This is a genomic window from Streptomyces sp. MMG1121 (genome assembly GCF_001280015.1).
Lineage (GTDB): Bacteria > Actinomycetota > Actinomycetes > Streptomycetales > Streptomycetaceae > Streptomyces.
This window is the reverse complement of sequence record NZ_LGDV01000085.1, coordinates 90,889-116,749: the sequence shown is the minus strand read 5'-3', so window position 1 is coordinate 116,749 and position 25,861 is coordinate 90,889. Positions and strand designations below refer to the sequence as shown.

The following is a 25,861-nucleotide window of genomic DNA, read 5'->3' as shown; positions in this document are numbered from 1 at the left end:
TTCCGGACGAGGACCGGCTCACCCGCCCTCACGGTGCCGGAAGGCCATGCGTTCCCCGCGGCCCCCTTACCCCTCCAGGCTCCCCTGGGGGCTGTAGGGGTGTCATGCGTCGGGGCGCCCTGCCTAGCCTCCGACTGCGGAGGGGAAGCGGACCGGAAACCGTCCGGAGGCGAACCGCACGGCCGAGGCCCTCACTTCGATCTCGATCGGATGGCGCGCTGGTGAACAACGAAGAGCAACTGCTCGACTATCTCAGGCGGACGACCGCGGACCTGCGGGAGGCGCGGCGGCGGCTGCGCGAGAACGAGCAACGCGCACACGGGCCGGTCGCCGTCGTCGGTATCGGATGCCGGTACCCGGGCGGTGTCAGCACTCCCGAGGAGCTGTGGGAGCTGGTCGCGTCGGGGACCGACGCGGTGTCCGACTTTCCGGCCGACCGCGGCTGGGACGTGGACGCCCTGTACGACACCGACCCGGCGCGGCCCGGCAAGACCTACGCCCGCACCGGCGGATTCCTGCACGACGCCGCCGACTTCGACTACGACTTCTTCGGCATCAGCCCCCGCGAGGCCCTCGCGATGGACCCGCAGCAGCGACTGCTCCTGGAGACCTCCCACGAGGCCTTCGAGCGCGCCGGTATCGTCCCGGCCTCCCTGCGCGGCAGCCGCACCGGCGTGTTCGCCGGCGTGATGTACAACGACTACGCCACCCGCCTCACCTCCGTCCCCGACGACCTCGACGGCTACCTCGCCAACGGGAGCGCCGCCAGCATCGCCTCCGGGCGCGTCGCCTACACCTTCGGCCTGGAGGGCCCGGTGGTCACGGTCGACACCGCCTGCTCCTCCTCCCTGGTCGCCCTGCACTGGGCGGTGCGGGCGCTGCAGTCCGGCGAATGCTCGCTCGCCCTGGCCGGCGGCGTCACCGTCATGTCCACGCCGGAGACGTTCGTCGACTTCAGCCGGCAGCGCGGACTCGCGCCGGACGGCCGCTGCAAGGCGTTCGCCACCGGGGCCGACGGCACCGGATGGGGCGAGGGCGCCGGCATGCTGCTGCTGGAACGGCTCGCCGACGCCCAGCGGAGCGGCCATCCGGTGCTCGCGGTCATCCGCGGCAGCGCGGTCAACTCCGACGGCGCCAGCAGCCGGCTGACCGCGCCCAACGGTCCGTCCCAGCAGCGGGTGATCCGACAGGCCCTGGCCGGTGCCGGGCTCACCGCCGCCGACGTCGACGTGGTCGAGGCGCACGGTACGGGCACCTCGCTCGGCGACCCCATCGAGGCGCAGGCGCTGCTCGCGACGTACGGCCAGGACCGTACGGAACCGCTGTTGCTGGGCTCGGTCAAGTCCAACCTCGGGCACACCCAGGCCGCCGCGGGCGTCGCCGGCATCATCAAGATGGTGCTGGCCATGCGGCACGGCGAGGTTCCGCCCACGCTGCACGTCGACGCCCCCACCGACCAGGTGGACTGGAGCGCGGGCGCCGTCGAACTGGCCCTGGAACGCCGCCCCTGGCCCGACGCCGGACGACCCCGCCGCGCCGCCGTGTCCTCCTTCGGCATCAGCGGCACCAACGCGCACGTGGTACTGGAACAGGCGCCCGCCGACGAGCCGGCTGCGGCCGGGGAACAGGACGACCCGCCCGTACGGGAGGGTGGTTGCGTCCCCTGGATCGTCACCGGCCGTACGCGTCCCGCCCTCGCCGGGCAGATCGCGCGCCTGCGCGACCACCTCGACGCACATCCCGACACCCACCCGGCCGACCTCGGTCTGTCGCTGGCCACCACCCGCGCCTCCTTCGAGCACCGCGCCGTCGCCGTCGGCCGGGACACCGGCGAACTGCTCGGCCGGCTGGCCGCCGCGAGCCCGCTCACCCCGGTCGGCGGCAAGACGGCCTTCCTGTTCACCGGCCAGGGAGCACAGCGGCTCGGCATGGGCCGGACCCTGCACCGGGCCTTCCCGGTGTACGCGGAGGCCTTCGACGCGGTGTGCGCCCTCGCGGACGGCCGTCTCGAACGGCCGCTCGCCGACGTGATCGACACCGACGCCGACCTGCTCACCCGCACCGACTACGCGCAGATCGCCATCTTCGCCACCGAAGTCGCCCTGTACCGCCTCCTGGAGTCCTGGGGCGTGATCCCCGACTACCTGGCTGGTCACTCCGTGGGCGAGATCGCCGCCGCCCACGTCTCCGGCGTGCTGTCGCTGCCGGACGCCGTCCGGCTCGTGCTCGCGCGCGGTGCCCTGATGGCGGACCTGCCCGCGGGCGGCGCCATGGCCGCGCTGCGCGCGACCGAGGACGAGGTCGCCCCCCATCTCGACGACCGGGTCGGACTCGCCGCTGTCAACGGCCCCCGCTCCGTGGTGATCTCGGGTGCCGAGGACGCCGTCGATGCCCTGGCCGCCCGCTTCGACAAGAGCAAGCGACTCAAGGTCTCGCACGCGTTCCACTCGCCGCTGATGGAGCCGATGCTGGCCGGCTTCGCCGAGGCCGCCGCCACGTGCGCGTTCGGCCAGCCGCGGATCCCGATCGTCTCCACGCTCACCGGCGCCCTCGCCGACCCCGGCCGACTCACCACCCCCGGCTACTGGGTCGACCACGTCCGCCGGCCCGTGCGCTTCGCCCCCGCCCTGACCACCCTGCACGAGCTGGGCGTGCGGACGTTCCTCGAAGTCGGCCCGGACGCGGCCCTCACCGCCCTGGCCGTGGACTGCGTGCCCGAGGACAGCGTGACCGTCGCCGGGCTGCGCCGCGACGGCGACGAGGAACACGACCTGGTCACCGCCGTGGCCCGGCTGCACGCGGCCGGCACCGCCGTCGACTGGGCGGCGTTCTTCGCCCCGCACGGTGCCCGGCGCACCGGTCTGCCCACCTACGCCTTCCAGCGCGAACGGCTGTGGCTGGAGGCCGGAGCGGCCGGCAGCGGCGACGCCGACGGTCTCGGACAGAGCGCCACCGGGCATCCGCTGCTGAGCGCCGCGACCGAGCTGCCCGAGACCGGGGGAGCGGTCCTCACCGGCCGGCTCTCCCTGGCCGCCCAGCCGTGGCTGGCCGACCACGCCGTACACGGAACCGTGCTGCTGCCCGGCACCGCCTTCGTCGAGATGGCCCTGCAGGCCGCGGAGCGCACCGGCTGCGACACGGTGGACGAACTCACCCTGCACGCCCCGCTGATCCTGCCGGAGCAGGGCGCCCTGGCCGTACAGGTGGCCGTCGGCGGCGAACGGGACGGGCGGCGGGAGCTGACCGTCTGGTCCCGGCGCGCCGACACCGCGGACACCCCTGACGCCCCCTGGACCCGCAACGCCGTCGGCGTCCTCACCACCGCACCCGCAGGCGAGGCCCGCCCCGCCGACGGGACGGGCCCGGCCGACCTGACAGCCTGGCCGCCCGAGGACGCCGAACCCGTCGACCTGGACGGCCTCTACCCCGGCCTGGCCCGCACCGGATACGGCTACGGCGAGGTCTTCCAGGGCCTGCGCGCCATGTGGCGCCGCGGGGACGAGGTGTTCGCCGAGGCCGCGCTGCCCGGGAGCGCCCGCGCCACCGCCGCCGCGTTCGGCGTGCACCCGGCTCTCCTGGACGCCGTCCTGCACGTCAACCTGCTCGATCTGCCCGGCGGGCAGGCGGTGCTGCCGTTCGCCTGGGGCGGTGTCACCCTGCACGCGGCGGGCACCGACGCGCTGCGCCTGCACCTGTCCCCGTCCGGCCCGGACGCCGTCACCCTCGCCCTCGCCGACACCACCGGCGCACCCGTCGCGACCGTACGCAGCCTCGTGGCCCGCCCGGTCTCCGCCGAGCAGCTCGCCGGGGACGGCGACGACCCGCTCTACCGGGTCGATCTCGTCCCGGCGCCGGGTCCGGCGAGCGCCGGCGTGCCCGCCGTGGCCGTGTGCGGCCCCGACGACGCCGGTCTCGACGCACCCCGGTACCCGGACCCGGCCGCCCTCGTCGCCGCGGGCCCGGTGCCCGAGCTGGTGGTCCTGACCGTACCGACCGCACCGGACGCCGTGACGGACCTGCCCGCCCTGGTGCGCGAGCGGGTGAACGGCACGCTGGACACCCTGCGCGCCTGGCTGGACGACCAGCGCTGCGGCGCCGGGCGGCTCGCCGTGCTCCTGCGCACCGGTGACCTCACCCACGCCCCCCTGTACGGACTTCTGCGCGCCGCGCAGGCCGAGAACCCCGGCCGGTTCCTGCTCATCGACAGCGACGGCAGCGCCGCCCCGGACTCCGCGCTCGCCGGCGCACTCGCCTCCGGAGAACCCGAGGCCGCGGTGCGGGACGGCGAGGTACGGGTGCCGCGGCTGGCCCGCGCCAAGCCCGGCGGCCCGCTCGCCTGGGACCCGGACGGCACCGTCCTGATCACCGGCGGCACCGGTGGCCTCGGCGCCCTGATCGCCCGTCACCTGGTCACCGAGCACGGCGTACGGCGCCTGCTGCTGGCCGGCCGGCGCGGCGCGGACGCCCCCGGAGCCAGCGAACTACGCGCGGAACTCGGGGAGTTGGGGGCCGAGGTCACCCTCGCCCGGTGCGACGCCGCCGACCGCGCCGATCTCTCCGCGCTGTTCGCGAAGCACGACGTACGGGCCGTGGTGCACGCCGCCGGTGTCGTCGACAACGGCGTCCTGGCCACCCTCGGCGCGGACCAGGTCGACCGCGTGCTGCGGCCCAAGGTGGACGCCGCCTGGAACCTGCACGAACTGACCCGCGAGAAGGACCTCACGGCCTTCGTGCTGCTGTCCTCCACCGCCGGTCTACTGGTCGGCGGCGGCCAGGCCAACTACGCCGCCGCCAACACCTTCCTGGACGGGCTCGCCGCGCACCGCCGCTCGCTCGGGCTGCCCGCCGTCTCCCTCGCGTACGGCCTGTGGTCCGGCTCCGGCGGTATGAGCGCCGGCATCGACGCCGCCGACCTGGAACGGCTGCGCAGGCTCGGCCTGCCGCCGTTGACCCCCCTTCAGGGACTGCGCACCTTCGACGCCGGCCTCGGCGGCGAGGATGCCGTACTGGTGCCGGTGCGTCTGGACGCCGCCGCGCTGCGCGCCCGGCCGGACGGCGTCCCCGCGCTGCTGCGCGGCCTGGTGCGGCCCGCCCGGCGGCGCGGCGCCGAGCCCGCCGCGGGCGCCCCCGCCGACTCCTGGCGCGACCGGCTGGCACCCCTGCCCGACGCCGAACGGGACCGCGCCCTGCTGGAGTTGGTCCGCACCCACGTCGCCGGCGTACTCGGGCACCCCGGCGCGGAGTCCGTGGACCCGGGACGTGCCTTCCAGGAGATGGGCTTCGACTCGCTCGCCGCGGTCGAACTGCGCAACCTCCTCGCGGGCGCCACCGGGCTGACCCTGCCGGCGACGCTGGTCTTCGACCAGCCCACCCCCCGCACGCTCGCCGCCCACCTCAAGACCGCGCTCGTGCCCGGACCCGCCGACCTCACCCGGTCCGCGCTTGCCGGGCTGGACCGCCTCGAAGCCACCCTGCACGACCTGCCCGACCAGGACGGCAGCCACGCCCGCGTCACCGCGCGCCTCGAAGCGCTGCTGCGCAGCTGGCAGGACACCCACGGACGTCACACCGCGCCCGAGGCGCCAGAGGACTTCCGGGAAGCCAGCGACGACGAACTCTTCGCCAGGATCGACAACGAACTGGGAGCCCAGTGATGGAAGACTCGGCCACGGCCGGCAAGCTCCGCGACTATCTCAAGCGGGCCACGACCGAGCTGGAGCGCACCCGCCGCCGCGTACGGGAGCTGGAGGAGCAGGACCGCGAGCCCGTCGCCATCATCGGCATGGGCTGCCGCTACCCCGGCGGTGTGCGCACTCCGGAGGACCTGTGGCGGATCGTCGACGAGGGCGTCGACGTCGTCACCGAGTTCCCCACCGACCGCGGCTGGGACGTCGAGGCGATCTACGACCCCGAGCCCGGCGCCCCCGGCAAGAGCTACGTCCGCCACGGCGGCTTCCTGCACGACGCCGCCGAGTGCGACCCCGCCTTCTTCGGCATCAGCCCCAAGGACGCGCCCGGCACCGACCCGCAGCAGCGGCTGCTGCTGGAGGTCACCTGGGAGGCGTTCGAGCGGGCCGGCATCGACCCGACCACGGTGAAGGGCACCCCGACCGGTGTCTTCGTCGGCCTGATGCACCACGACTACATCGGCGGCACCATCTCCGGCAGCATCGTCTCCGGCCGCATCGCCTACACCCTGGGCCTGGAGGGCCCCGCGGTCACCATGGACACCGCCTGCTCCTCCTCGCTGGTGGCGCTGCACTCGGCGATCCAGTCGCTGCGCAAGGGGGAGTGCTCCCTGGCACTGGCCGGCGGCGCCGCCGTCATGGCCAGCCCCGAGATGTTCGTCGAGTTCAGCGAGCGCCGCGCGCTGTCGCCCGACGGCCGCTGCCACTCCTTCTCCGACGACGCCGCGGGCGCCGCCTGGGCCGAGGGCGCGGGCATGCTGCTCGTTGAGCGGCTGTCCGACGCGCTGCACAACGGCCACGAGGTGCTCGCCGTCGTGCGCGGCTCGGCGGTCAACCAGGACGGCGCCTCCAACGGCCTGACCGCGCCCAGCGGCCCGGCCCAGATCCGCGTCATCCGGCAGGCCCTCGCCGACGCCCAGCTCGCCCCGCACCACATCGACGCGGTCGAGGCGCACGGCACCGGCACCACCCTCGGCGACCCCATCGAGGCCCAGGCCGTCATCGCCGCCTACGGACAGGACCGGCCGGAAGGCCAGCCGATCCGGCTCGGCTCCATCAAGTCCAACATGGGCCACCCGCAGGCCGCCGCCGGCGTCGGCGCCGTCATCAAGATGGTCATGGCGATGCGCCACGCCACCCTGCCGCGCACCCTGCACGTGGAGAAGCCCAGCACCGCCGTCGACTGGAGCGCGGGCGACATCCGGCTGCTCACCGAGGCCGAGACCTGGGACACCCCCGACGGCCGCCCCCGCCGTGCCGGGGTGTCCTCCTTCGGCATCTCCGGAACCAACGCGCACACCATCCTGGAGGAGGCGCCGCCCGTCGAGACCGGGCAGACCGCCCCGCAGCGCGCCGCGCTGCCCGTCGTCCCGTGGGTGCTGTCCGGCAAGGGATCGGACGCCGTCCAGCGCCAGGCCGAGCGGCTGCTCGCGGTCGCCGGCGACCTCGACCCGTACGACGTCGGGCACTCGCTGGCCACCACCCGCGCCCGGTTCACCCACCGGGCCGCCGTCACCGGCCGCGACCGGGACGAGCTGCTGGCCGGGCTGCGCGCCGTCGCCGACGGCAGCCAGGCGGCCGTCGTCACCCCCGAACCCGGCCGCCTCGGCGTCCTGTTCTCCGGGCAGGGCTCCCAGCGGCCCGGCATGGGCCGCACCCTGCACGCCGCGTTCCCGGTGTTCGCCGCCGCCTTCGACGAGATCTGCGCCGCCTTCGACACCCACCTGGACCGGCCGCTGCGCGAGGTGATGTTCGAGGAGACCACCGACCCGGCCGCGTCCCCGCTGAACCAGACCGTCTACACGCAGGCGGCCCTGTTCACCTTCGAGACCGCCCTGTACCGGCTGCTGGAGCACTGGGGCATCCGCCCGGACCTGCTCGCCGGGCACTCCATCGGCGAGGTGGTCGCCGCGCACGTCGCCGGGGTCCTGGAGCTGACGGACGCGGTCGCCCTGGTCGCGGCCCGCGGCCGGCTGATGCAGGAGCTGCCGACGGGCGGCGCGATGGTGTCCCTGCTGGCCTCCGAGGCGGAGGTCACGCCGCTGCTCACCGAAGGCGTCGACATCGCGGCCGTCAACGGCCCCCGGGCGGTGGTCATCTCGGGCGATGAGGACGCCGTGCTCGCCGTCGCCGCGCAGGTGGAGAAGACCACCCGGCTGAAGGTGTCGCACGCCTTCCACTCCCACCGCATGGACCCCATGCTCGACGCGTTCCGCGAGGTGCTGGCGGGCCTCACGTTCCACGAGCCCGCCCTGCCGGTCGTCTCCAACGTCACGGGCCGCATGGCCGACGAACTCACCTCCCCCGAGTACTGGGTACGGCACGTCCGCGCGGCCGTCCGCTTCCACGACGGGGTGAGCGCCCTGGCCGCCGAGGGCGCCACCCGTTTCCTGGAGGTCGGCCCCGACTCGGTGCTCACCAACATGGCCCAGGACGTGGTGCCCGACCTCATCGGCACCCAGCGCCGCGACCGGGACGAGGACGCCGCTCTCGTCGACGCCGTCAGCCGGCTGCACCTGACCGGCACGGGGCCCGACTGGGCGACGGTGTTCGCCGGGGGCCGCAAGGTCGCTCTGCCCACCTACCCGTTCCGCCGCGACCGGCACTGGGAGGACGCCCCCATCCTGCAGGCCGAGCGCTCCGCGGCGGCCCGCGCGGGCGGGGACGCGGCCGACCCGTTCTGGGAGTTGGTGCGGGACCAGGACGTGGCCGCCGTCGCCGCCACGCTCGGCGTCGCCGACGAGACGTCCGTCGCCGCCGTCGTACCGGGCCTGGCCGCCTGGCACGAGCAGCGACAGGCCAACGCCGCCGCCGACGGCTGGCGTCACCGGGTCACCTGGGAGCCGCTGGCCCCCGCCGCCACCCCGGCGCTCGGCGGCCACTGGCTGGCCGTCGTACCCGCCGCCGAAGACCCCTGGACGACCGCTGTCCTGACCGGGCTCGCCGACCAGGGTCTGACCGTCGACACCCTCACGGTGCCGGACACGGCCGACCGCGCCGAGCTGGCCGGGCTGCTCGCCGGCCGGAGCGGCGTGGACGGCGTCCTGTCCTTGCTGGCGCCGGTCACCGACCTCACCGCAACTGCCGCCCTGCTCCAGGCACTTGGGGATGCGGAGAACAGTGCCCCGCTGTGGTGTGCCACCCGTGACGCCGTCGCCCACGGCTCCGCCGCCGAGATCACCGGCTTCGCGCAGTCCCAGGTGTGGGGCCTCGGCCGGGTCGCCGCCCTGGAGCACCCCGACCGCTGGGGCGGACTGATCGACCTGCCCGCCGAGATCGGGCCGCAGACCGTCGCCCGACTGGCCGCACTGCTCGGTGACGCCGGCGGCGAGGACCAGGTCGTCATCCGCGAGACCGGCGCCTACGGCCGCCGGCTGGAGCACGCCCCGGCCCGCGCCGGCGCCCCCTGGAAGCCGTCCGGCACGGTCCTGGTCACCGGCGCCACGGGCGCGGTCGGCATGGCCGTCGCCCGGTGGCTCGCCGCTGCGGGCGCCGGGCATCTGCTGCTCACCTCGCGCCGGGGCATGGACGCGCCCGGCGCCGCCGACCTCGTCGCCGAACTCACCGGCACCGGTGCCGAGGTGAGCCTCGCCGCCTGCGACGTGGCCGACCGCGAGGCGCTGGCCGCGCTGCTCGACTCCGTACCCGAGAAGCACCCCCTCACCGCCGTCATGCACCTCGCCGGTGTCCTCGACGACGGCGTCCTGGACGCACTCACCCCCGACCGGTTCACCCGCGTCCTCGCCCCCAAGGCCGACGCCGCCCGCCACCTGCACGAACTGACCGCGGACCGTGACCTGTCGGCGTTCGTGCTGTTCTCCTCGCTGACCGCCACCGTCGGCGGCGCCGGACAGGCCAACTACGCGGCCGCCAACGCCTACCTCGACGCCCTCGCCGAGCACCGGCGCGCGGCCGGACTGCCCGCCACCTCGGTGGCCTGGGGGCCGTGGGGCGGCGACGGCATGGCCGCCCACGGCACCGTCCGCTCGGCCGCCCGAGCGATGGGCATGTCCCTCCTCGCCCCCGATCGCGCCCTCACCGCGCTCGGCCGCGCCCTGGACGGCGGCGACACCACCGTCACCGTCGCCGACGTCGACTGGTCCGTGTTCGCGCCCGCGTTCACGTCGAGCCGGCCCAGCGCCCTGCTGTCCGCGCTGCCCGAGGCGCGGCGCGGCACGGGCACGCAGGAGTCCGCCGGGGCCGACGGCTTCGCCGCGAAGCTCGCCGGACTGACCGGCGGTGAACGCGAGCGCGCGCTCCAGGAGCTGGTGTGCGGCCAGGCCGCCGCGGTCCTCGGCTACGGCAGCGCCGACGCGGTCGAGGCGACCACCGCGTTCCGCGACCTCGGCTTCGACTCCCTGACCTCCGTCGACCTGCGCAACCGGATCAGCAGCGCCGCCGGGGTGCCGCTGCCGGCCACGCTCATCTTCGACTACGCCACCCCCGCCGCCCTCGCCAAGTACCTGGGCACCGAACTCGCGGGCGCCGACACCTCCGTGGACTCGGTCGTCGCCGAACTCGACCGGGTCGCGGCCCGGCTCGGCGGCCTCACCGCCGAGGACATCGAGCAGGGGCGGATCACCACTCGCGTGCAGTCCCTGCTCAGCGATCTGAACAAGGTCCTCGGCCAGGACGCCGACGCCGTCGCCGGACGGCTGGAGGACGCCTCCGCCGACGACGTCTTCGCCTTCATCGACAACGAGCTCGGCTCGGCGTGACCCCACCCTCCCACGACACCCCGGCCCCACCGCAGTCCACCTCTTCGCACAGGAGTGGCGACACCCGATGACCAACGACGAAAAGCTGCTCTCCTACCTCAAGCGGGTCTCCGCCGATCTGGCCCAGACCCGTCAGCGGCTGCGCGAGGTGGAGACCCAGGACCGGGAACCCATCGCCATCGTCGGGATGAGCTGCCGCTTCCCCGGCGGCGTGACCACCCCGGAGGAGTTCTGGCGGCTCGTCCACGACGGCACCGACGCCATCGGTGACTTCCCCGAGGACCGGGGCTGGGACGTCGACGCGCTCTACGACCCCGACCCGGACGCCACCGGCAAGAGCTACGTCAAGCGCGGCGGGTTCCTGGACGAGGCGGCCGGGTTCGAGCCGGACTTCTTCGGCATCAGCCCCCGCGAGGCGGTCACGATGGACCCCCAGCAGCGGCTGCTGCTGGAGGTGTCGTGGGAGGCCCTGGAGCGGGCCCGGATAGCCCCCGACTCGGCGCACGGCGGCCGGATCGGGGTGTTCGCGGGCACCAACGGCCAGGACTACAAAGACCTGTTGGCGAAAATGCCGGAGGACAGCGAGGCGGCGCTCGGCACCGGTGTGCTGGCCGCCGTCATCTCCGGCCGGATCTCCTACACGCTGGGCCTGGAGGGCCCGGCCGTCACCATCGACACCGCCTGCTCCTCGGCGCTCGTCGCGGTGCACCTCGCCGTCCAGGCGCTGCGCAACAAGGAGTGTGCCCTCGCCCTGGCGGGCGGCGCCACCGTGATGTCCACGCCGGGCAACTTCATCGCCTTCTCCCGGCAGCGCGGCCTCGCCGTCGACGGCCGCAGCAAGTCCTTCGCCGACGCCGCCGACGGCACCAGCTGGAGCGAGGGCGCCGGCATGCTGGTGCTGGAACGGCTCAGCGACGCCCGGCGCAACGGCCACGAGGTGCTGGCCGTCGTCCGCGGCTCCGCCGTCAACCAGGACGGCGCCTCCAACGGCCTGACCGCACCCAACGGGCCGTCCCAGCAACGCGTCATCCGGGCCGCGCTGGCCGGGGCCCGGCTCGGCCCGGCCGACGTGGACCTGCTGGAGGCGCACGGCACCGGCACCACCCTCGGCGACCCGATCGAGGCGCAGGCGCTGCTCGCCACCTACGGCCAGGACCGGCCCGAGGACGCCCCGCTGTGGCTCGGCTCGGTGAAGTCCAACATCGGGCACACCCAGGCCGCCGCCGGCGTCGCCGGCATCATCAAGTCGGTCATGGCGATACGGCACCGCGTGCTGCCCAAGTCGCTGTACGCCGACGAGCCGTCCAGCAAGGTCGACTGGGGCCAGGGCCAGGTCCGCCTGCTGACGGAGAACCGGCCCTGGAGCGACCCCGGCCGGCCCCGCCGCGCCGCCGTCTCCTCCTTCGGCGCCAGCGGCACCAACGCCCACACCATCCTGGAGGAGGCTCCCGCCGAAGAGCCGGTCGAGGCCGAACCGCGTACGGCACCGCCGCTCGTGCCCTGGGTGCTGTCCGGCCGCACCGAGCGGGCCCTGCGCGAGCAGGCCGCCCGCCTGGCGGCCGCAGCCGGTGAGCCGGACCCGGTGGACGTGGCGCACTCCCTGGCCGCCACCCGCACCGCCCACCAGTACCGGGCCGTGGTCCTCGGCGCCGACCGCGACGCGCTCGTGACGGCCGTGACCCGGGTCGCCGAGGGCGGTCAGGCCGCCGCCTCGGGCCGCGTACGCAAGGGACAGACCGCGTTCCTGTTCACCGGGCAGGGCGCGCAGCGCGCCGGCATGGGCCGTGAACTGCACGCGCACTTCCCGGTCTTCGCCCGTGTCTTCGACGAGATCTGCGCGCTGTTCGGCGACGACCTGCGCGATCTGGTGTTCGGCGACGACCCCGAGCCCCTGAACCGCACCGAACGCACCCAGAGCGCGCTGTTCGCCTTCGAGGTCGCCCTGTACCGACTGGTGGAGTCCTGGGGCCTCACCCCCGACTACCTGGCCGGACACTCCATCGGCGAGATCGCCGCCGCCCATGTGGCCGGCGTCCTGGACCTGAAGGACGCGACCACGCTGGTGGCCGCGCGCGGACGGCTCATGCAGGCGCTGCCCGAAGGCGGCGCGATGATCGCCGTACGCGCCACCGAGGAGGAGGTCCGCCCGCTGCTCACCGAGCGGGTCGGTATCGCCGCCGTCAACGGCCCCGGCTCCGTGGTGATCTCCGGCGATGCCGCCGAGACCGAGGCGGTGGCCGCCCGCTTCGACAAGAGCCGGCGGCTGAAGGTCTCGCACGCCTTCCACTCGCCGCTCATGGAACCGATGCTGGACGACTTCCGTGCGGTCGTCACGTCCCTGACCTTCCACCGGGCAACGGTCCCGGTGGTCTCCAATGTCAGCGGCACCCTCGCCACCCAGGACCTCGCCACTCCCGACTACTGGGTGCACCACGTGCGCGAGGCGGTCCGCTTCCACGACGGGATGCGCTCCCTCGCCGCCGAGGGCGTCACCCGCTTCCTCGAACTCGGCCCGGACGCCGTGCTGACGGCCATGGCCCGCGAGTGCCTGGCGGCCGACGGCACGGACGGCGAGGCCGTGCTGGCCGCCGCCACCCGGCGTGAGCGCGACGAGACGGAGAGCGTGCTCACGGCCGTGGCACAGCTGTACACCGGCGGAGCCGCGGTCGACTGGACCGCGCTGTTCACCGGCGCCCGCACCGTGGACCTGCCCACCACCGCCTTCCAGCGCGAGCGGTTCTGGCCCGAGACGGCCACCGCCGTCGGCGACGTCGGCTCCGCCGGCCTGGACTCCGCCGACCACCCGCTGCTCGGCGCGGCCACCGTGCTCGCCGACTCCGACGGCGCGGTCCTCACCGGCCGGCTGTCGGTGCGCACCCACCCCTGGCTCGCCGACCACGTCGTCGGCGGCTCGGTCGTCGTCCCCGGCACCGCCATGGTCGAACTGGCCGTCCGCGCCGGCGACCAGGTCGGCTGCACGGGACTGGAAGAACTCGCCCTGGAAATACCGCTGGTGCTGCCTCCGGACGACGGGGTGCGCGTCCAGGTCGCCGTCGGTGCACCCGACGCGTCCGGCGCCCGTACGGTGCACGTGTACGCCCGCGCCGAGAGCCTGCCCGCCGACGAACCGTGGACCCTGCACGCCTCCGGCCTGCTCGCCGCCGGAACCGACACCCCGGGTACCCGCCTGGACGTCTGGCCCCCCGAGGACGCCGAACCCCTCGACACGGACGGCCTGTACGAGCGGCACGCCGCCGCCGGCCTGGAGTACGGGCCCGTCTTCCAGGCCCTGACGGCCGCCTGGCGGCGCGGCGAGGAGGTGTTCGCCGAGGTACGGCTGCCCGAGCGGCCCGCCGCCGACGCGCCCCGCTTCGGACTGCACCCGGCCGCCTTCGACGCCGCCCTGCACTCCCTGGCCCTGCTCGGCGACGGTACCGCCGACGACACCGCCCGGCTGCCCTTCATGTTCGCGGGCGTCACCCTGCACGCCGTCGGCGCCTCCGTGCTGCGCGCCCGGCTCGTGCCCACCGGGCCGCACGCCTTCGCCGTAGACCTGGCCGACGCCACCGGCGCCCCCGTCGCCACGGTCACCTCGCTCGCCTCCCGCCCGCTGACCAACCTGCGCGCCGCCCGCGACACCACCGCCGACGCCCTGTTCACCCTCGACTGGCAGCCGCTGCCCCTGGAGGCCGACGCCCCCGACACCGACCACCGGGTGCTGCACAGCGTGCCCGGGGCCGACGCCGCCGCCGTACGCGAGGCCCTGCACAGCGCGCTCGCGGCCCTCCAGGACGAGGACCCCCGCCCGCTGGCCGTCGTCACCCACGGCGCGGTGAGCGTCTCGGGCGAGGACGTGCCCGACCTGGCCGGCGCCGCCGTATGGGGGCTGGTACGGTCCGCGCAGTCGGAGAACCCGGACCGGTTCGTGCTGCTCGACCTCGAACCGGACACGGACGCGGACGCCGTCCTGCCCGGCGTCCTCGCCTCCGGCGAACCGCAGGTCGCGATGCGCGCCCGCGCCGCCCGCGCCGCCCGGCTCGTACGCGCCGAAGTAACGCCCGGATCAGGTGAGTTGACCCTCGACCCCGAGGGCACGGTCCTGCTCACCGGTGCCACCGGCGGCCTCGGCCCGGTGCTCGCCCGGCACCTGGTCACCACCTACGGCGTTCGTCACCTCGCGTTGCTCAGCCGGTCGGGCGACTCCGGCGACCTGATCGCCGAACTCGCCGCCCTCGGCGCCACCGCGACCGCCCACGCCTGCGACGTCGCCGACCGGGACGCCCTCGCCGCCGTACTGGCCGGCATCCCCGCCGACCGCCCGCTCACCGCCGTCGTCCACGCCGCCGGCGTCCTCGACGACGGTGTGGTCTCCTCGCTCACCCCCGAGCGGATCGACCAGGTCCTCGCACCGAAGGCATTCGGCGCCCTGCACCTGCACGAACTGACGGGCGGACGCTCGGCGTTCGTGCTCTTCTCGTCCGTCGCCGGCACCGTCGGCGCCCCGGGCCAGGGCAACTACGCCGCCGCCAACGCCCTCCTGGACGCCCTCGCCGCACACCGTCACGCACAGGGCGCGCCCGCGCTGTCGCTGGCGTGGGGCCCGTGGGCCCCGTCCGGCGGCATGACCAGCTCCCTGGACGAGGCCGACCGCGCCCGCATGGCGCGCGGCGGCATGACCGCCCTGTCGGCCGAGGAGGGCACCGCCCTGTTCGACCTGGCGGCGCGTGCCGGCCGTCCCGCCCTGGCGCCGGTGCGGCTCAGCCTGCCCGCGCTGCGCGCCCAGGGCAGCGCCCTCGCACCCGTCTTCCGCGCGCTGGCGGGCCGCCCGGTGCGCCGGGAGGCCGCCGCCGAGGACGCCGGCCAGACCTTCGCCGAGCGGATGGCCGTGCTCGGGGACGAGGAGCGCGCCGAGGCGCTGCTGCGCACCGTCCGTGCGCACGTCGCCGCCGTGCTCGGGCACGCGAACCCCGACAGCGTGGAGACCGACCGGGCCTTCAAGGACCTCGGCTTCGACTCGCTCGCCGCGATCGAGCTGCGCAACTCCCTCTCCGCCGAGCTGGACCAGCGGCTGTCCGCCACCCTCGTCTTCGACCACCCGTCGCCCGAGGCGCTCGCCGCCCACCTCGCCACCCTGGTCGCCGGCGTCCCGGCCGCGGCGCGCCGCGGCCGTCGTACCGTCAAGCCCCGCGCGGACGAGCCCCTCGCCATCGTGGGTCTGGCGTGCCGCTACCCGGGCGGCGTCCGCACCCCGGAGGACCTGTGGCGGCTGGTCGCCGACGGGACCGACGCCATCACCCCGTTCCCCGCCAACCGTGGCTGGGACGTGGACCGTGTCGTCGACCCCACCCGGCAGCGCCCCGACACCTCCTACGTCGGCGAGGGCGGATTCCTGCACGACGCGGGCGAGTTCGACGCCGCGTTCTTCGGCATCAGCCCCAAGGAAGCCCTCGTCATGGACCCCCAGCAGCGGCTGCTGCTGGAGACGTCCTGGCAGGCGCTGGAGAGCGCCGGCATCGACCCGCACACCCTCAAGGGCAGCCGCACCGGCGTGTTCGCCGGCGTCCAGTACCACGACTACTTCGGCAGCTTCGGCTCCGGCAGCATCATCTCCGGCCGCATCGCCTACACCCTGGGCCTGGAGGGGCCCTCGCTCTCCGTCGACACGGCCTGCTCCTCGTCGCTGGTGGCGCTGCACCTGGCCGCCCAGTCGCTCAGGCAGGGCGAGTCCAGCCTCGCGCTGGTCGGCGGCGTCGCCGTGATGGCCACCCCGGAGACCTTCATCGAGTTCAGCAGGCAGGGCGCCCTCGCTCCCGACGCCCGCACCCGCGCCTTCGCCGACGCGGCGGGCGGCACCGTGTGGGGCGAGGGCGTCGGGGTCATGGTGGTGGAACGCCTCTCCGACGCCCGCCGCAACGGCCACGAGATCCTCGCCGTCGTCCGCGGCACCGCCGTCAACCAGGACGGCGCCTCCAACGGCCTGACGGCCCCCAACGGCCCCTCCCAGGAACGCGTCATCCTCGAAGCCCTGGAGAACGCCCGCCTCACCACCGCCGACGTGGACGTCGTGGAGGCGCACGGCACGGGTACGACGCTGGGCGACCCGATCGAGGCGCAGGCCCTGCTGGCCACCTACGGTCAGGACCGCGACGAGGACGCGCCGCTGTGGCTCGGCTCGGTCAAGTCCAACATCGGGCACACACAGGCCGCCGCCGGTGTCGCCGGTGTCGTCAAGATGGTGATGGCCATGCGGCACGGGGTCCTGCCGCAGACCCTCCACGTGGACCAGCCGTCCACGAAGGTCGACTGGGACGCCGGACGGGTACGGCTGCTGGCGGAGCCGCGGGACTGGCCGCAGCTCGGCCGGCCGCGCCGGGCCGGTGTGTCCTCCTTCGGGATCAGCGGCACCAACGCCCACGTCATCCTCGAACAGGCCCCGCCCGCCCCCGCCGAACCGGCCGGCGCCGGACCCGAGGGGCTCACCGCCCCCTGGCTGCTCACCGCCAAGACCCCCGCCGCCCTCGCCGGGCAGGCTGCGGCCCTCCTGGGCCACCTCGACACCCACCCCGGTCTCGACCCGTCCGACATCGGCTGGTCGCTCGCCACCACCCGGGCCCGCTTCGCCCACCGGGCCTCGATCACCGGAGCCGACGCGGCCGAACTGCGCGGCGCCCTGGCCGCGCTGGCCGACGGCAGCACCGCCCGTACCCTCGCCCTGGGCACCGCGGCCGGCCGCGCCCGGCCCGTGTTCGTCTTCCCCGGCCAGGGCTCCCAGTGGTCCGGCATGGCCACCCGACTCCTCGAAGAATCACCGGTGTTCGCCGCCCGCATGGCCGAGTGCGCCGCCGCCCTCGCGCCGTACACCGACTGGGACTTCCCGGCCGAGCTGCGCGGCGACCTCGACCGCGTGGACGTCGTCCAGCCGCTGCTGTGGGCCGTGATGGTGTCCCTGGCGCACACCTGGGGCGCGTACGGAGTCACCCCGGCCGCCGTCATCGGCCATTCCCAGGGCGAGATCGCCGCCGCCTGCGCGGTCGGTGCCCTGTCGTTGCGGGACGGCGCCCGCGTCGTCGCCCTGCGCTCCCAGGCCATCGCCGAGCTGCTGTCCGGTTCCGGCGGCATGATGTCCGTCGGCGAGGGCGCCGACGCGGTCCGCGCCCGGCTCACGGAGTGGGACGGCCGGCTGTCGGTCGCCGCCGTCAACGGCGCCGCCTCCACGGTGGTGTCCGGCGACGCCGACGCCCTCGACGAACTCCTCGCCCGGCTGCGGGAGGAGCAGGTGCGCGCCAAGCGCCTGCCCGTGGACTACGCCTCCCACAGCACCCACGTCGAGACCCTGCGCGAGCGCCTCGCGGACGTCCTCGACGGCATCGAGCCGCGCGCCACCCAGGTGCCGTTCTACTCCACGGTCACCGGCGGGGCGATCGACACCACGCGGCTCGGCGCCGAGTACTGGTACACCAACCTGCGCGGAACCGTGCTCTTCGAGGAGGCGGTCCGCGCCGCCGTCACCGACGGGCACCAGCTGTTCATCGAGTCCAGCCCGCACCCGGTGCTGACCGTCGGCATCCAGGAGACCGACGACTCCGTGGCCGCCGTGGGCTCCCTGCGCCGCGACGAAGGCGGCCGGGACCAGCTGCTGACCGCCCTCGGTGAGGCCTTCACCCAGGGCGCCGGCGTCGACTGGGCCGCCGTCGCCGAGGGCAGCAGGCCGCGCCGCGTCCCGCTGCCCGGCTACGCCTTCCAGCACGACTGGTACTGGCTCGACTCCACCGCGAGCGGCGCCGACGTCACCTCCGCCGGACTCGCCCCCACCGACCACGCCCTGCTCGGCGCCGCGATGGTGCGGGCCGACAGCGAGGGCGCCGTCCTCACCGGACGCCTCTCGCCCGGCACCCAGCCCTGGCTGGAGGACCACCGCGTCGGCGGCCGGCTGCTCTTCCCCGGCACCGGCCATCTGGAACTGGCCCTGCGCGCCGGCGACCAGGTCGGCTGCGGCGACCTCGCCGAACTCACCCTGCACGCCCCGCTGATCCTGCCCGACCACGGCGCCGTCCAGCTCCAGGTCGTCGTGGGCCCGCCCGAGGGGGACACCCGCCCCGTCACCATCTGGTCGCGTCCGGAGAGCCCCGACGAGGAACTCCCGTGGACCCGGCACGCCGACGGCCTGCTCGCCCCGACCGGCACCCTCCCGGCCACCGCCGACCCGCTCACCGCATGGCCCCCGCAGGGCGCGGACGCCGTACCGCTCGACGGCCTGTACGACGAACTCGCCGCCCTCGGCCTCGGCTACGGCCCGCTGTTCCAGGGTCTGCGCGCCGCCTGGCGCACCGCGGACGGCCTGTACGCGGAGGTCGCCACCGACGCCTCACCCGACGGCTTCGGGCTCCACCCGGCCCTGTCGGACGCCGCCCTGCACACGGTCGGCCTCACCGACGCCGCAGGCGAGGAGGCCCTGCTGCCGTTCGCCTGGTCCGGGGTACGGCTGTACGCCACCGGCGCGACCGCGCTGCGCGTACGCGTGCGGCCCACCGCCGCGGGCACCGTCTCCCTCACCCTCGCCGACCCCACGGGCGCGCCCGTCGCCACCGTCGACTCGCTCACCCTGCGGCCGCTGAAGACCGAAGCGCTTCAGGCGGCGGCGCGGTCGGCCCGCGCGGGTGCGCTCTACCGCGTCGACTGGGTGCCGGCGCCCTCGGCCACGGCTGCCGTCGAGGCACTGGAAGTGATGCGGGCCCCGGCCGGGGTGAACGCCGCCGAGACACGGGCGGCCGTTGACACGGTCCTGGACGAGCTGCGCGCCCGGCTCGCGGACAGCGACCTCACTCTCGTCGTCGTCACCGGAACCGACCCGGCAGGAGCGGCGGTCGGCGGCCTCGTGCGCTCGGCCCAGTCCGAGAACCCCGGCCGTATCGTGCTCGTCGAGACCGAGGAGGAGGCGCACGCCGAAGCAGGCCTCGCCGAGGCCGTCGCCACCGGCGAGCCGCACCTGGCCTTCCGCGACGGCGCCTGGTCGGTGCCCCGGCTGGCGCGCGTCAGCCCCGAGGCGCCGGACACGGCCCCCGGCAGCGGAGATCTGGGCACCGGCACCGTCCTGCTCACCGGCGCCACCGGCGCCCTCGGCGCGACCCTCGCCCGGCACCTCGTCGCGGAGCGGAACGTCCGGCACCTGCTGCTGCTCAGCCGCAGCGGTGCCACCGACGACCTCGTCGCCGAACTCACCGAGCTGGGCGCCGAGGTGACGAGCGCCGCCTGCGACGTCGCCGACCGCGCCGCGCTCACCGCCGTACTGGACGCCGTACCGGCCGACCGGCCGCTGACCGCCGTGATCCACGCGGCCGGCGTCCTCGCCGACGGTGTGCTCGACTCCCTGACCGCGGAGCGGATCGACACGGTGTTCCGGCCGAAGGTTGACGCCGCCTGGATCCTGCACGAACTCACCGCGGACCTGGAGCTGTCGGCGTTCGTGCTGTTCTCCTCGTCCGCCGCCACGCTCGGCTCGCCGGGCCAGGCGAACTACGCCGCCGCCAACGCCTATCTGGACGCGCTGGCCGTACACCGCCGGGCGCTCGGACTGCCCGCGCACTCCCTGGCCTGGGGCCTGTGGGCGCAGGCCGGCGGCATGACCGGCACCCTCGACGAGACGGACCTCACACGCATCAGCCGCGGCGGTGTCGCCCCGCTGGAGACCGAGGAGGGCGTCGCCCTGTTCGACGCCGCCGTGCGCGGCGCCGACCCCGCCGTCCTGCCGGTGAAGCTGGACATGACCGCCCTGCGCGCACAGGGCGACGGCCTGGCCCCGCTGTTCCGTACCCTCGTGCCCGTGCGCCGGGCCGGTGCGGCCGCCGGGCAGAGCGCGACCGGCGGCGCGGACGCCCTGCGGGACCGGCTCGCCGGGCTGCTGGAGGCGGAGCGCGAACCGTTCCTCACCGAACTGGTGCAGAGCCACGTCGCGACCATCCTCGGCTACCGCTCCGCCCAGGACGTCGGCCGCACCCTGCCCTTCCGGGAACTCGGCTTCGACTCGCTGGCGGCCGTCGAGCTGCGCAACCGTCTCACCGCGGCGACCGGCCTCCGGCTGCCCGCCACCCTCGTGTTCGACCACCCCACGCCCGCCGAACTCGCCCGCCATCTGCTCGGCGAACTCACCGGCACCCTCGCCGCGGCCACCACCCGCACCGCTCCCCGCGCCGCCGCCGACGAGCCGATCGCCGTGATCGGCATGGCCTGCCGCTTCCCCGGCGACATCGGCTCGCCGGAGGACCTGTGGCGGCTGGTGGCCGAAGGCCGCGACGCCATCGGGGAGTTCCCCGCCGACCGCGGGTGGGACGTCGAGAACCTCTACGACCCGACGCTCGACCGGCCGGGCACCAGTTACACCCGGCACGGCGCCTTCCTGTACGACGCCGCCGACTTCGACCCGGCCTTCTTCGCCATGGACGAGGAGGAGGCGGAGGTCACCGATCCCCAGCAGCGGCTGCTGCTGGAGACCTCCTGGGAGGCGCTGGAGCGGGCCTCCATCGACCCCGCCACCCTGCGCGGCTCCGACACCGGTGTGTTCGCCGGCGTGATGTACCACGACTACTTCGGCAGCTTCGGCTCCGGCAGCGTGGTCTCCGGCCGGGTCGCCTACACCCTGGGCCTGGAGGGACCGACGCTCTCCGTCGACACGGCCTGCTCCTCGTCGCTGGTGGCGCTGCACCTGGCCGCCCAGTCGCTCAGGCAGGGCGACTGCTCGCTGGCGCTGGCCGGGGGAGTGACCGTCATGGCCACCCCGGGCACCTTCGTGGAGTTCAGCCGGCACCGGGGCCTGTCCCGGGACGGCCGCTGCAAGCCCTTCGCGGACGCGGCCGACGGCACCGGCTTCGGCGAGGGCGCCGGCGTCCTGCTGCTGGAACGGCTCTCCGACGCCCGCCGCAACGGCCACAAGATCCTCGCTGTGCTGCGCGGCACCGCCGTCAACCAGGACGGTGCCTCCAACGGCATCAGCGCCCCCAACGGCCCGGCCCAGCAACGCGTGATCCGCCGCGCCCTGCAGGCGGCCGGCGTCGCGGCGGGCGAGGTCGACGTGGTCGAGGCGCACGGCACCGGCACCACCCTCGGCGACCCCATCGAGGCCCAGGCGCTGATCGCCACCTACGGCGCCGAGCACACCGAGGACAGCCCGCTGTGGCTCGGCTCGGTCAAGTCCAACCTGGGCCACACCCAGGCCGCCGCCGGTGTCGCCGGCGTCATCAAGATGGTCGAGGCCATCCGCAACGAGACCCTGCCGGCCAGCCTCGGCATCGACCGGCCCTCGCGGCACGTGGAGTGGGAGGGCGCGGGCGTCCGCCTGCTCACCGAGTCCCGCAGCTGGCCCGACCCGGGCCGTCCGCGCCGTGCGGGCATCTCCTCCTTCGGAATCTCCGGCACCAACGCCCACGTGATCGTCGAGGCCCCGCCCGCCGACGAGCCGGTCGAGGTGCCCGGCGGCCCGTCCACCGACACCGTGCCGTGGCTGCTCTCCGGGCACACTCCGGACGCCCTGCGCGCCCAGGCGGCCCGGCTGCTGGAGCAGCTGTCCGCCACCCCGGACGCCGACCCGCACCGCCTCGCGGGCGCGCTCGCCCACGCCCGCACCCGGCTCGGCCTCCGCGCCGCCGTCCTCGGCCGTACCCGTGACGAACTCACCGCCGGCGTACGGGCCGTGGCGGAGGGCCGGACCCCGGCCACCGGGGTCCTCGGCACCGCCACCGACGGCCGGCTCGCCTTCCTCTTCTCCGGCCAGGGCTCGCAGCTGCCGGGCATGGGCACCCGCCTCGCGGCGGCATTCCCCGCCTTCGCCGCCGCCTTCGACGAGGTGCGGGACCAGCTGGATCCGCTGCTGGACCGGCCGCTCGCCGACGTCCTGGACTCCGCCGAGCTGCTGGAGCGCACCGAGTACACCCAGCCCGCCCTGTTCGCCGTGGAAGTGGCCCTGTACCGGCTGCTGGAGTCCTTCGGCGTCCGGCCCGACATCCTGGCCGGGCACTCCGTGGGCGAGTTCGCCGCCGCCCACGTCGCGGGCGTCCTCGACCTCAAGGACGCCTGCACCCTCGTCGCCGCGCGTGGACGTCTGATGCAGGCCCTGCCCGAGGGCGGCGCGATGATCGCCGTACAGGCCACCGAGGACGAGGTCGCGCCCCTGCTGGGCGACGGCGTCGGGATCGCCGCCGTCAACGGGCCCCGGTCGGTGGTCGTTTCCGGTCCTGCCGGTCCGGCCCGCGCCCTGGCCGCCCGCTTCGAGCGCACCAGGGAGCTGGCCGTCAGCCACGCCTTCCACTCGGCCCTGATGGAGCCGATGCTGGCGGAGTTCCGCGAGGTCGCCGCCTCGCTGTCGTACGGCACGCTGCGCATCCCGCTCGTGTCCACCCTCACCGGTGCCCCGGCCGCCCCCGACGAGCTGTCCACCCCCGACTACTGGGTGCGGCACGCCCGCGAGGCCGTCCGCTTCGCCGACGCCGTCACCGCCCTGCGCGAGGCCGGCGTACGGCACTTCGCCGAGGCCGGCCCGGGCAGCGCGCTGACCGCCGCGGCCGGCGAGTGCCTGCCGCAGGAGGCGGCCGCCGTACCGCTGCTGCGCAAGGACCGCGAGGAGACCGAGGCCCTGCTCACCGGGCTCGCGGCCCTGCACGTACACGGCGTCGCCGTCGACTGGACGGCCCTGCTGCCCCACCGGGACGGTGCGGATCTGCCCACCTACGCCTTCCAGCGCGGCCGCTACTGGGTGACCGGTGACCTCGGCCTGCCGCGCCCGGCCGCAGACCATCCGCTGCTGGGCACCGCCGTCGAACTCGCCGGCGCCGACGGCACCCTGTACACCGGCCGTCTCTCCCTGGCCGACCAGCCGTGGCTCGCCGACCACAGCGTCGGCGGAGTGCCGCTGCTGCCGGGCACCGCCTTCGTCGAGATGGCCCTCGCCGCCGGGGCCCGTGTGGACTGCGGCACGGTGGAGGACCTGACCGTCACCGAACCACTGGTCCTGCCCGAGGACGGAGCGGTCCGCCTCCAGTGCACGGTCGGCGAGCCCGACGCGACCGGCGCCCGCGCCTTCCGTGTGTACGCCGCCGCGGTCGAGGGCGCCCCCTGGACCACCCACGCCACCGGCGTGCTGCGGCCCGCCGGGGAGAACCCGGGCCACGACCTCACCGCCTGGCCGCCGACCGGCGCCGAACCGGTCGACCTGGACGGCGTCTACGACCGGCTCGCGCAGCTGGGGGCCGAGTACGGGTCCCGCTTCCAGGGGCTGCGCGCGGCCTGGCGGCAGGGCGACGAGGCGTACGCCGAGGTCGAGGTCCCCACCGACACCGCCGCGTTCGGCCTGCACCCGGCGTTGTTCGACGCCGCCCTGCACACCATCGGGCTGCGCGCCGGGGCCGAGGAGCGCATGACGCTGCCCTTCGCCTGGAACGGCGTGGAGCTGTACACGCCGGGCGCGAGCGCGCTCAGGGTGCGGATCGCCCCGGCCGGCACCGGCGCGGTGCGCATCGAGGCCGCCGACGAGACCGGCCGGCCGGTGGCACGGGTCGCCTCGCTGTCGCTGCGGGAGGTGGACCCGCAGCGGATCGCGGCGGCCGCCGCGGGCGGACACGACGACCTGTTCGCCCTCGACTGGGTGCCCCTCGACGTGCCCGCGGCACCGCAGGCCGGGCGGTGGAGCGTACTCGGCTCCGGCCGCGAGGAGCTGGCCGGCGCCCTGGCCGGAGAGGTCGCCGAGGTCGCCGTCGCCGACGGTCTGGCCGAGGCCGCCGAACAGGCACCCGACACCCTGGTGGTCATGCACACCGGCGGTGACGGACCGGACGGGATCCGGGCCGGCGTCCGCGAGCTGCTCGGCCAGGTGCAGGACTGGCTGGCCGACTCCACGTCCGCCGACACCACCCTGGTGGTGGTCACCCGCGGCGCAAGCGGTCCCGGCGATGTCACCGACCCCGGTGCCGCCGCCGCGTGGGGCCTGATCCGCTCCGCTCAGTCCGAGCACCCCGACCGGCTGGTCCTCGCCGACCTGGACGACGCGGACGCCTCACACCGGCTGCTGCCTTCCGCCGTGGCCTCCGGTGAACCCCAACTGGCCTTGCGTGAGGGAGGTTTGAGCGTTCCCCGGCTGGTGCGGGCGCCGCGCCTGACCGAGTCCGTCCCGGCCGACTGGTCCGGCGGCGTCCTCGTCACCGGCGGCACCGGCGCCCTGGGCCGACTGGTCGCGCGCCACCTGGTCACCGCGCACGGGGCCGAGCGGCTGGTGCTGCTCAGCCGCAGTGGACCCGAGGCGCCCGGCGCGGCCGAGCTGAGCGAGGAGCTGACCGCACTCGGCGCACAGGTGACGGTCGTCGGCTGCGACGCCGCCGACCGCGCCGCTCTCGCCCGGGTCCTGGACGAACACCCCGTCTCGGCGGTCGTCCACACCGCGGGCGTCCTCGCCGACGCCGTCCTGACCTCGCTCACGCCCGAGCGACTCGACGCGGTGCTGCGGCCCAAGCTCGACGCCGCCTGGAACCTGCATGAACTGACCCGGGAGCGGCCGCTGACGGCGTTCGTGCTGTTCTCCTCGGCGGCCGGCCTGCTCGGCAGCCCCGGTCAGTCCGGCTACGCCGCCGGCAACACCTTCCTCGACGCCCTCGCCGCCCACCGCCGTTCGCTCGGGCTGCCCGCGGTCTCGCTCGCCTGGGGCGCCTGGGCGGGCAGCGGCGGCATGGCCGACCGGCTCGACGACACCGACACCCGCCGCATGGCCTATGGCGGGGTGCTCGCCCTCGACGCGGAGGCCGGGCTCGCCCTGTTCGACACGGGCGTGCGCCGGGCCGAGCCGGTCCTGCTGCCGGCCCGCCTGGACCTCGCCCCGCGCGAGGCCACGCGCATCGCCCCGCTGCTCCGCTCTCTGGTGCGCGCGCCGCGCCGGACCGGGACCGGAGCATCGGCCGCCGCGTCGGCCCTGCGCGCCGAACTGGCCGCGCTCGCACCCGAGGAGCGGACCGAACGGCTGCTGCGACTGGTGCGGGACGAGGCCCGGCTGGTACTCGGCATCGAGGAACTGGAGAACGAACTGCCGTTCAAGGACCTCGGTTTCGACTCGCTGACCGCCGTCGAGTTCCGTAACCGGCTCAACGAGGCCACCGGTCTGAGGCTGACCGCCACGCTCGTCTTCGACCACCCCACACCGGCCGCGCTCACCGGCCACCTCGCCGCCGAGCTGACCCCGCGCACCGCGGACCGCCCGCGCGACGAGGAGGACACCGTGCGGGCCGCGCTCGCCGCCATCCCCGTGGGACGGCTCCGCGAGGCCGGACTGCTGGACAGCCTGCTCGAACTCGCCGGACTGCGGTCCGCGCCGCAGCCGGCGGCAGCCGGTGAACCCGGCGGCCCGTCGATCGACGCGATGGACGCCGAGAGCCTGATCAGCATGGCGCTCGACGATCTCGTCGGGGACGACGACGCCCTGTGACG

At 75.3% G+C, this 25,861-nt stretch carries 3 protein-coding genes; all 3 read left to right on the top strand.

Annotation, left to right across the window (positions count from 1 at the left end; all coding sequences use genetic code 11):
- Positions 1-221 precede the first annotated feature (221 nt).
- The 3 genes from ADK64_RS09050 to ADK64_RS09040 all read left to right on the top strand — a co-directional run bounded on the left by ADK64_RS09050 (position 222) and on the right by ADK64_RS09040 (position 25,859).
- Positions 222-5,654, top strand: coding sequence for a type I polyketide synthase (locus ADK64_RS09050; RefSeq protein WP_053656869.1), 5,433 nt, complete (start codon positions 222-224; stop codon positions 5,652-5,654).
- Positions 5,651-10,405: a type I polyketide synthase gene (locus tag ADK64_RS09045; RefSeq protein WP_420712947.1), complete on the top strand. Its 4,755-nt coding sequence runs from the start codon at positions 5,651-5,653 to the stop codon at positions 10,403-10,405. The genes ADK64_RS09050 and ADK64_RS09045 overlap by 4 nt, the downstream gene beginning before the upstream one ends.
- Positions 10,406-10,472: 67 nt before the next feature.
- Positions 10,473-25,859 carry a type I polyketide synthase gene (locus ADK64_RS09040; RefSeq protein ID WP_053656865.1) on the top strand — a complete coding sequence of 5,129 codons (15,387 nt, stop codon included), beginning with the start codon at positions 10,473-10,475 and terminating at the stop codon, positions 25,857-25,859.
- Positions 25,860-25,861: the final 2 nt, after the last annotated feature.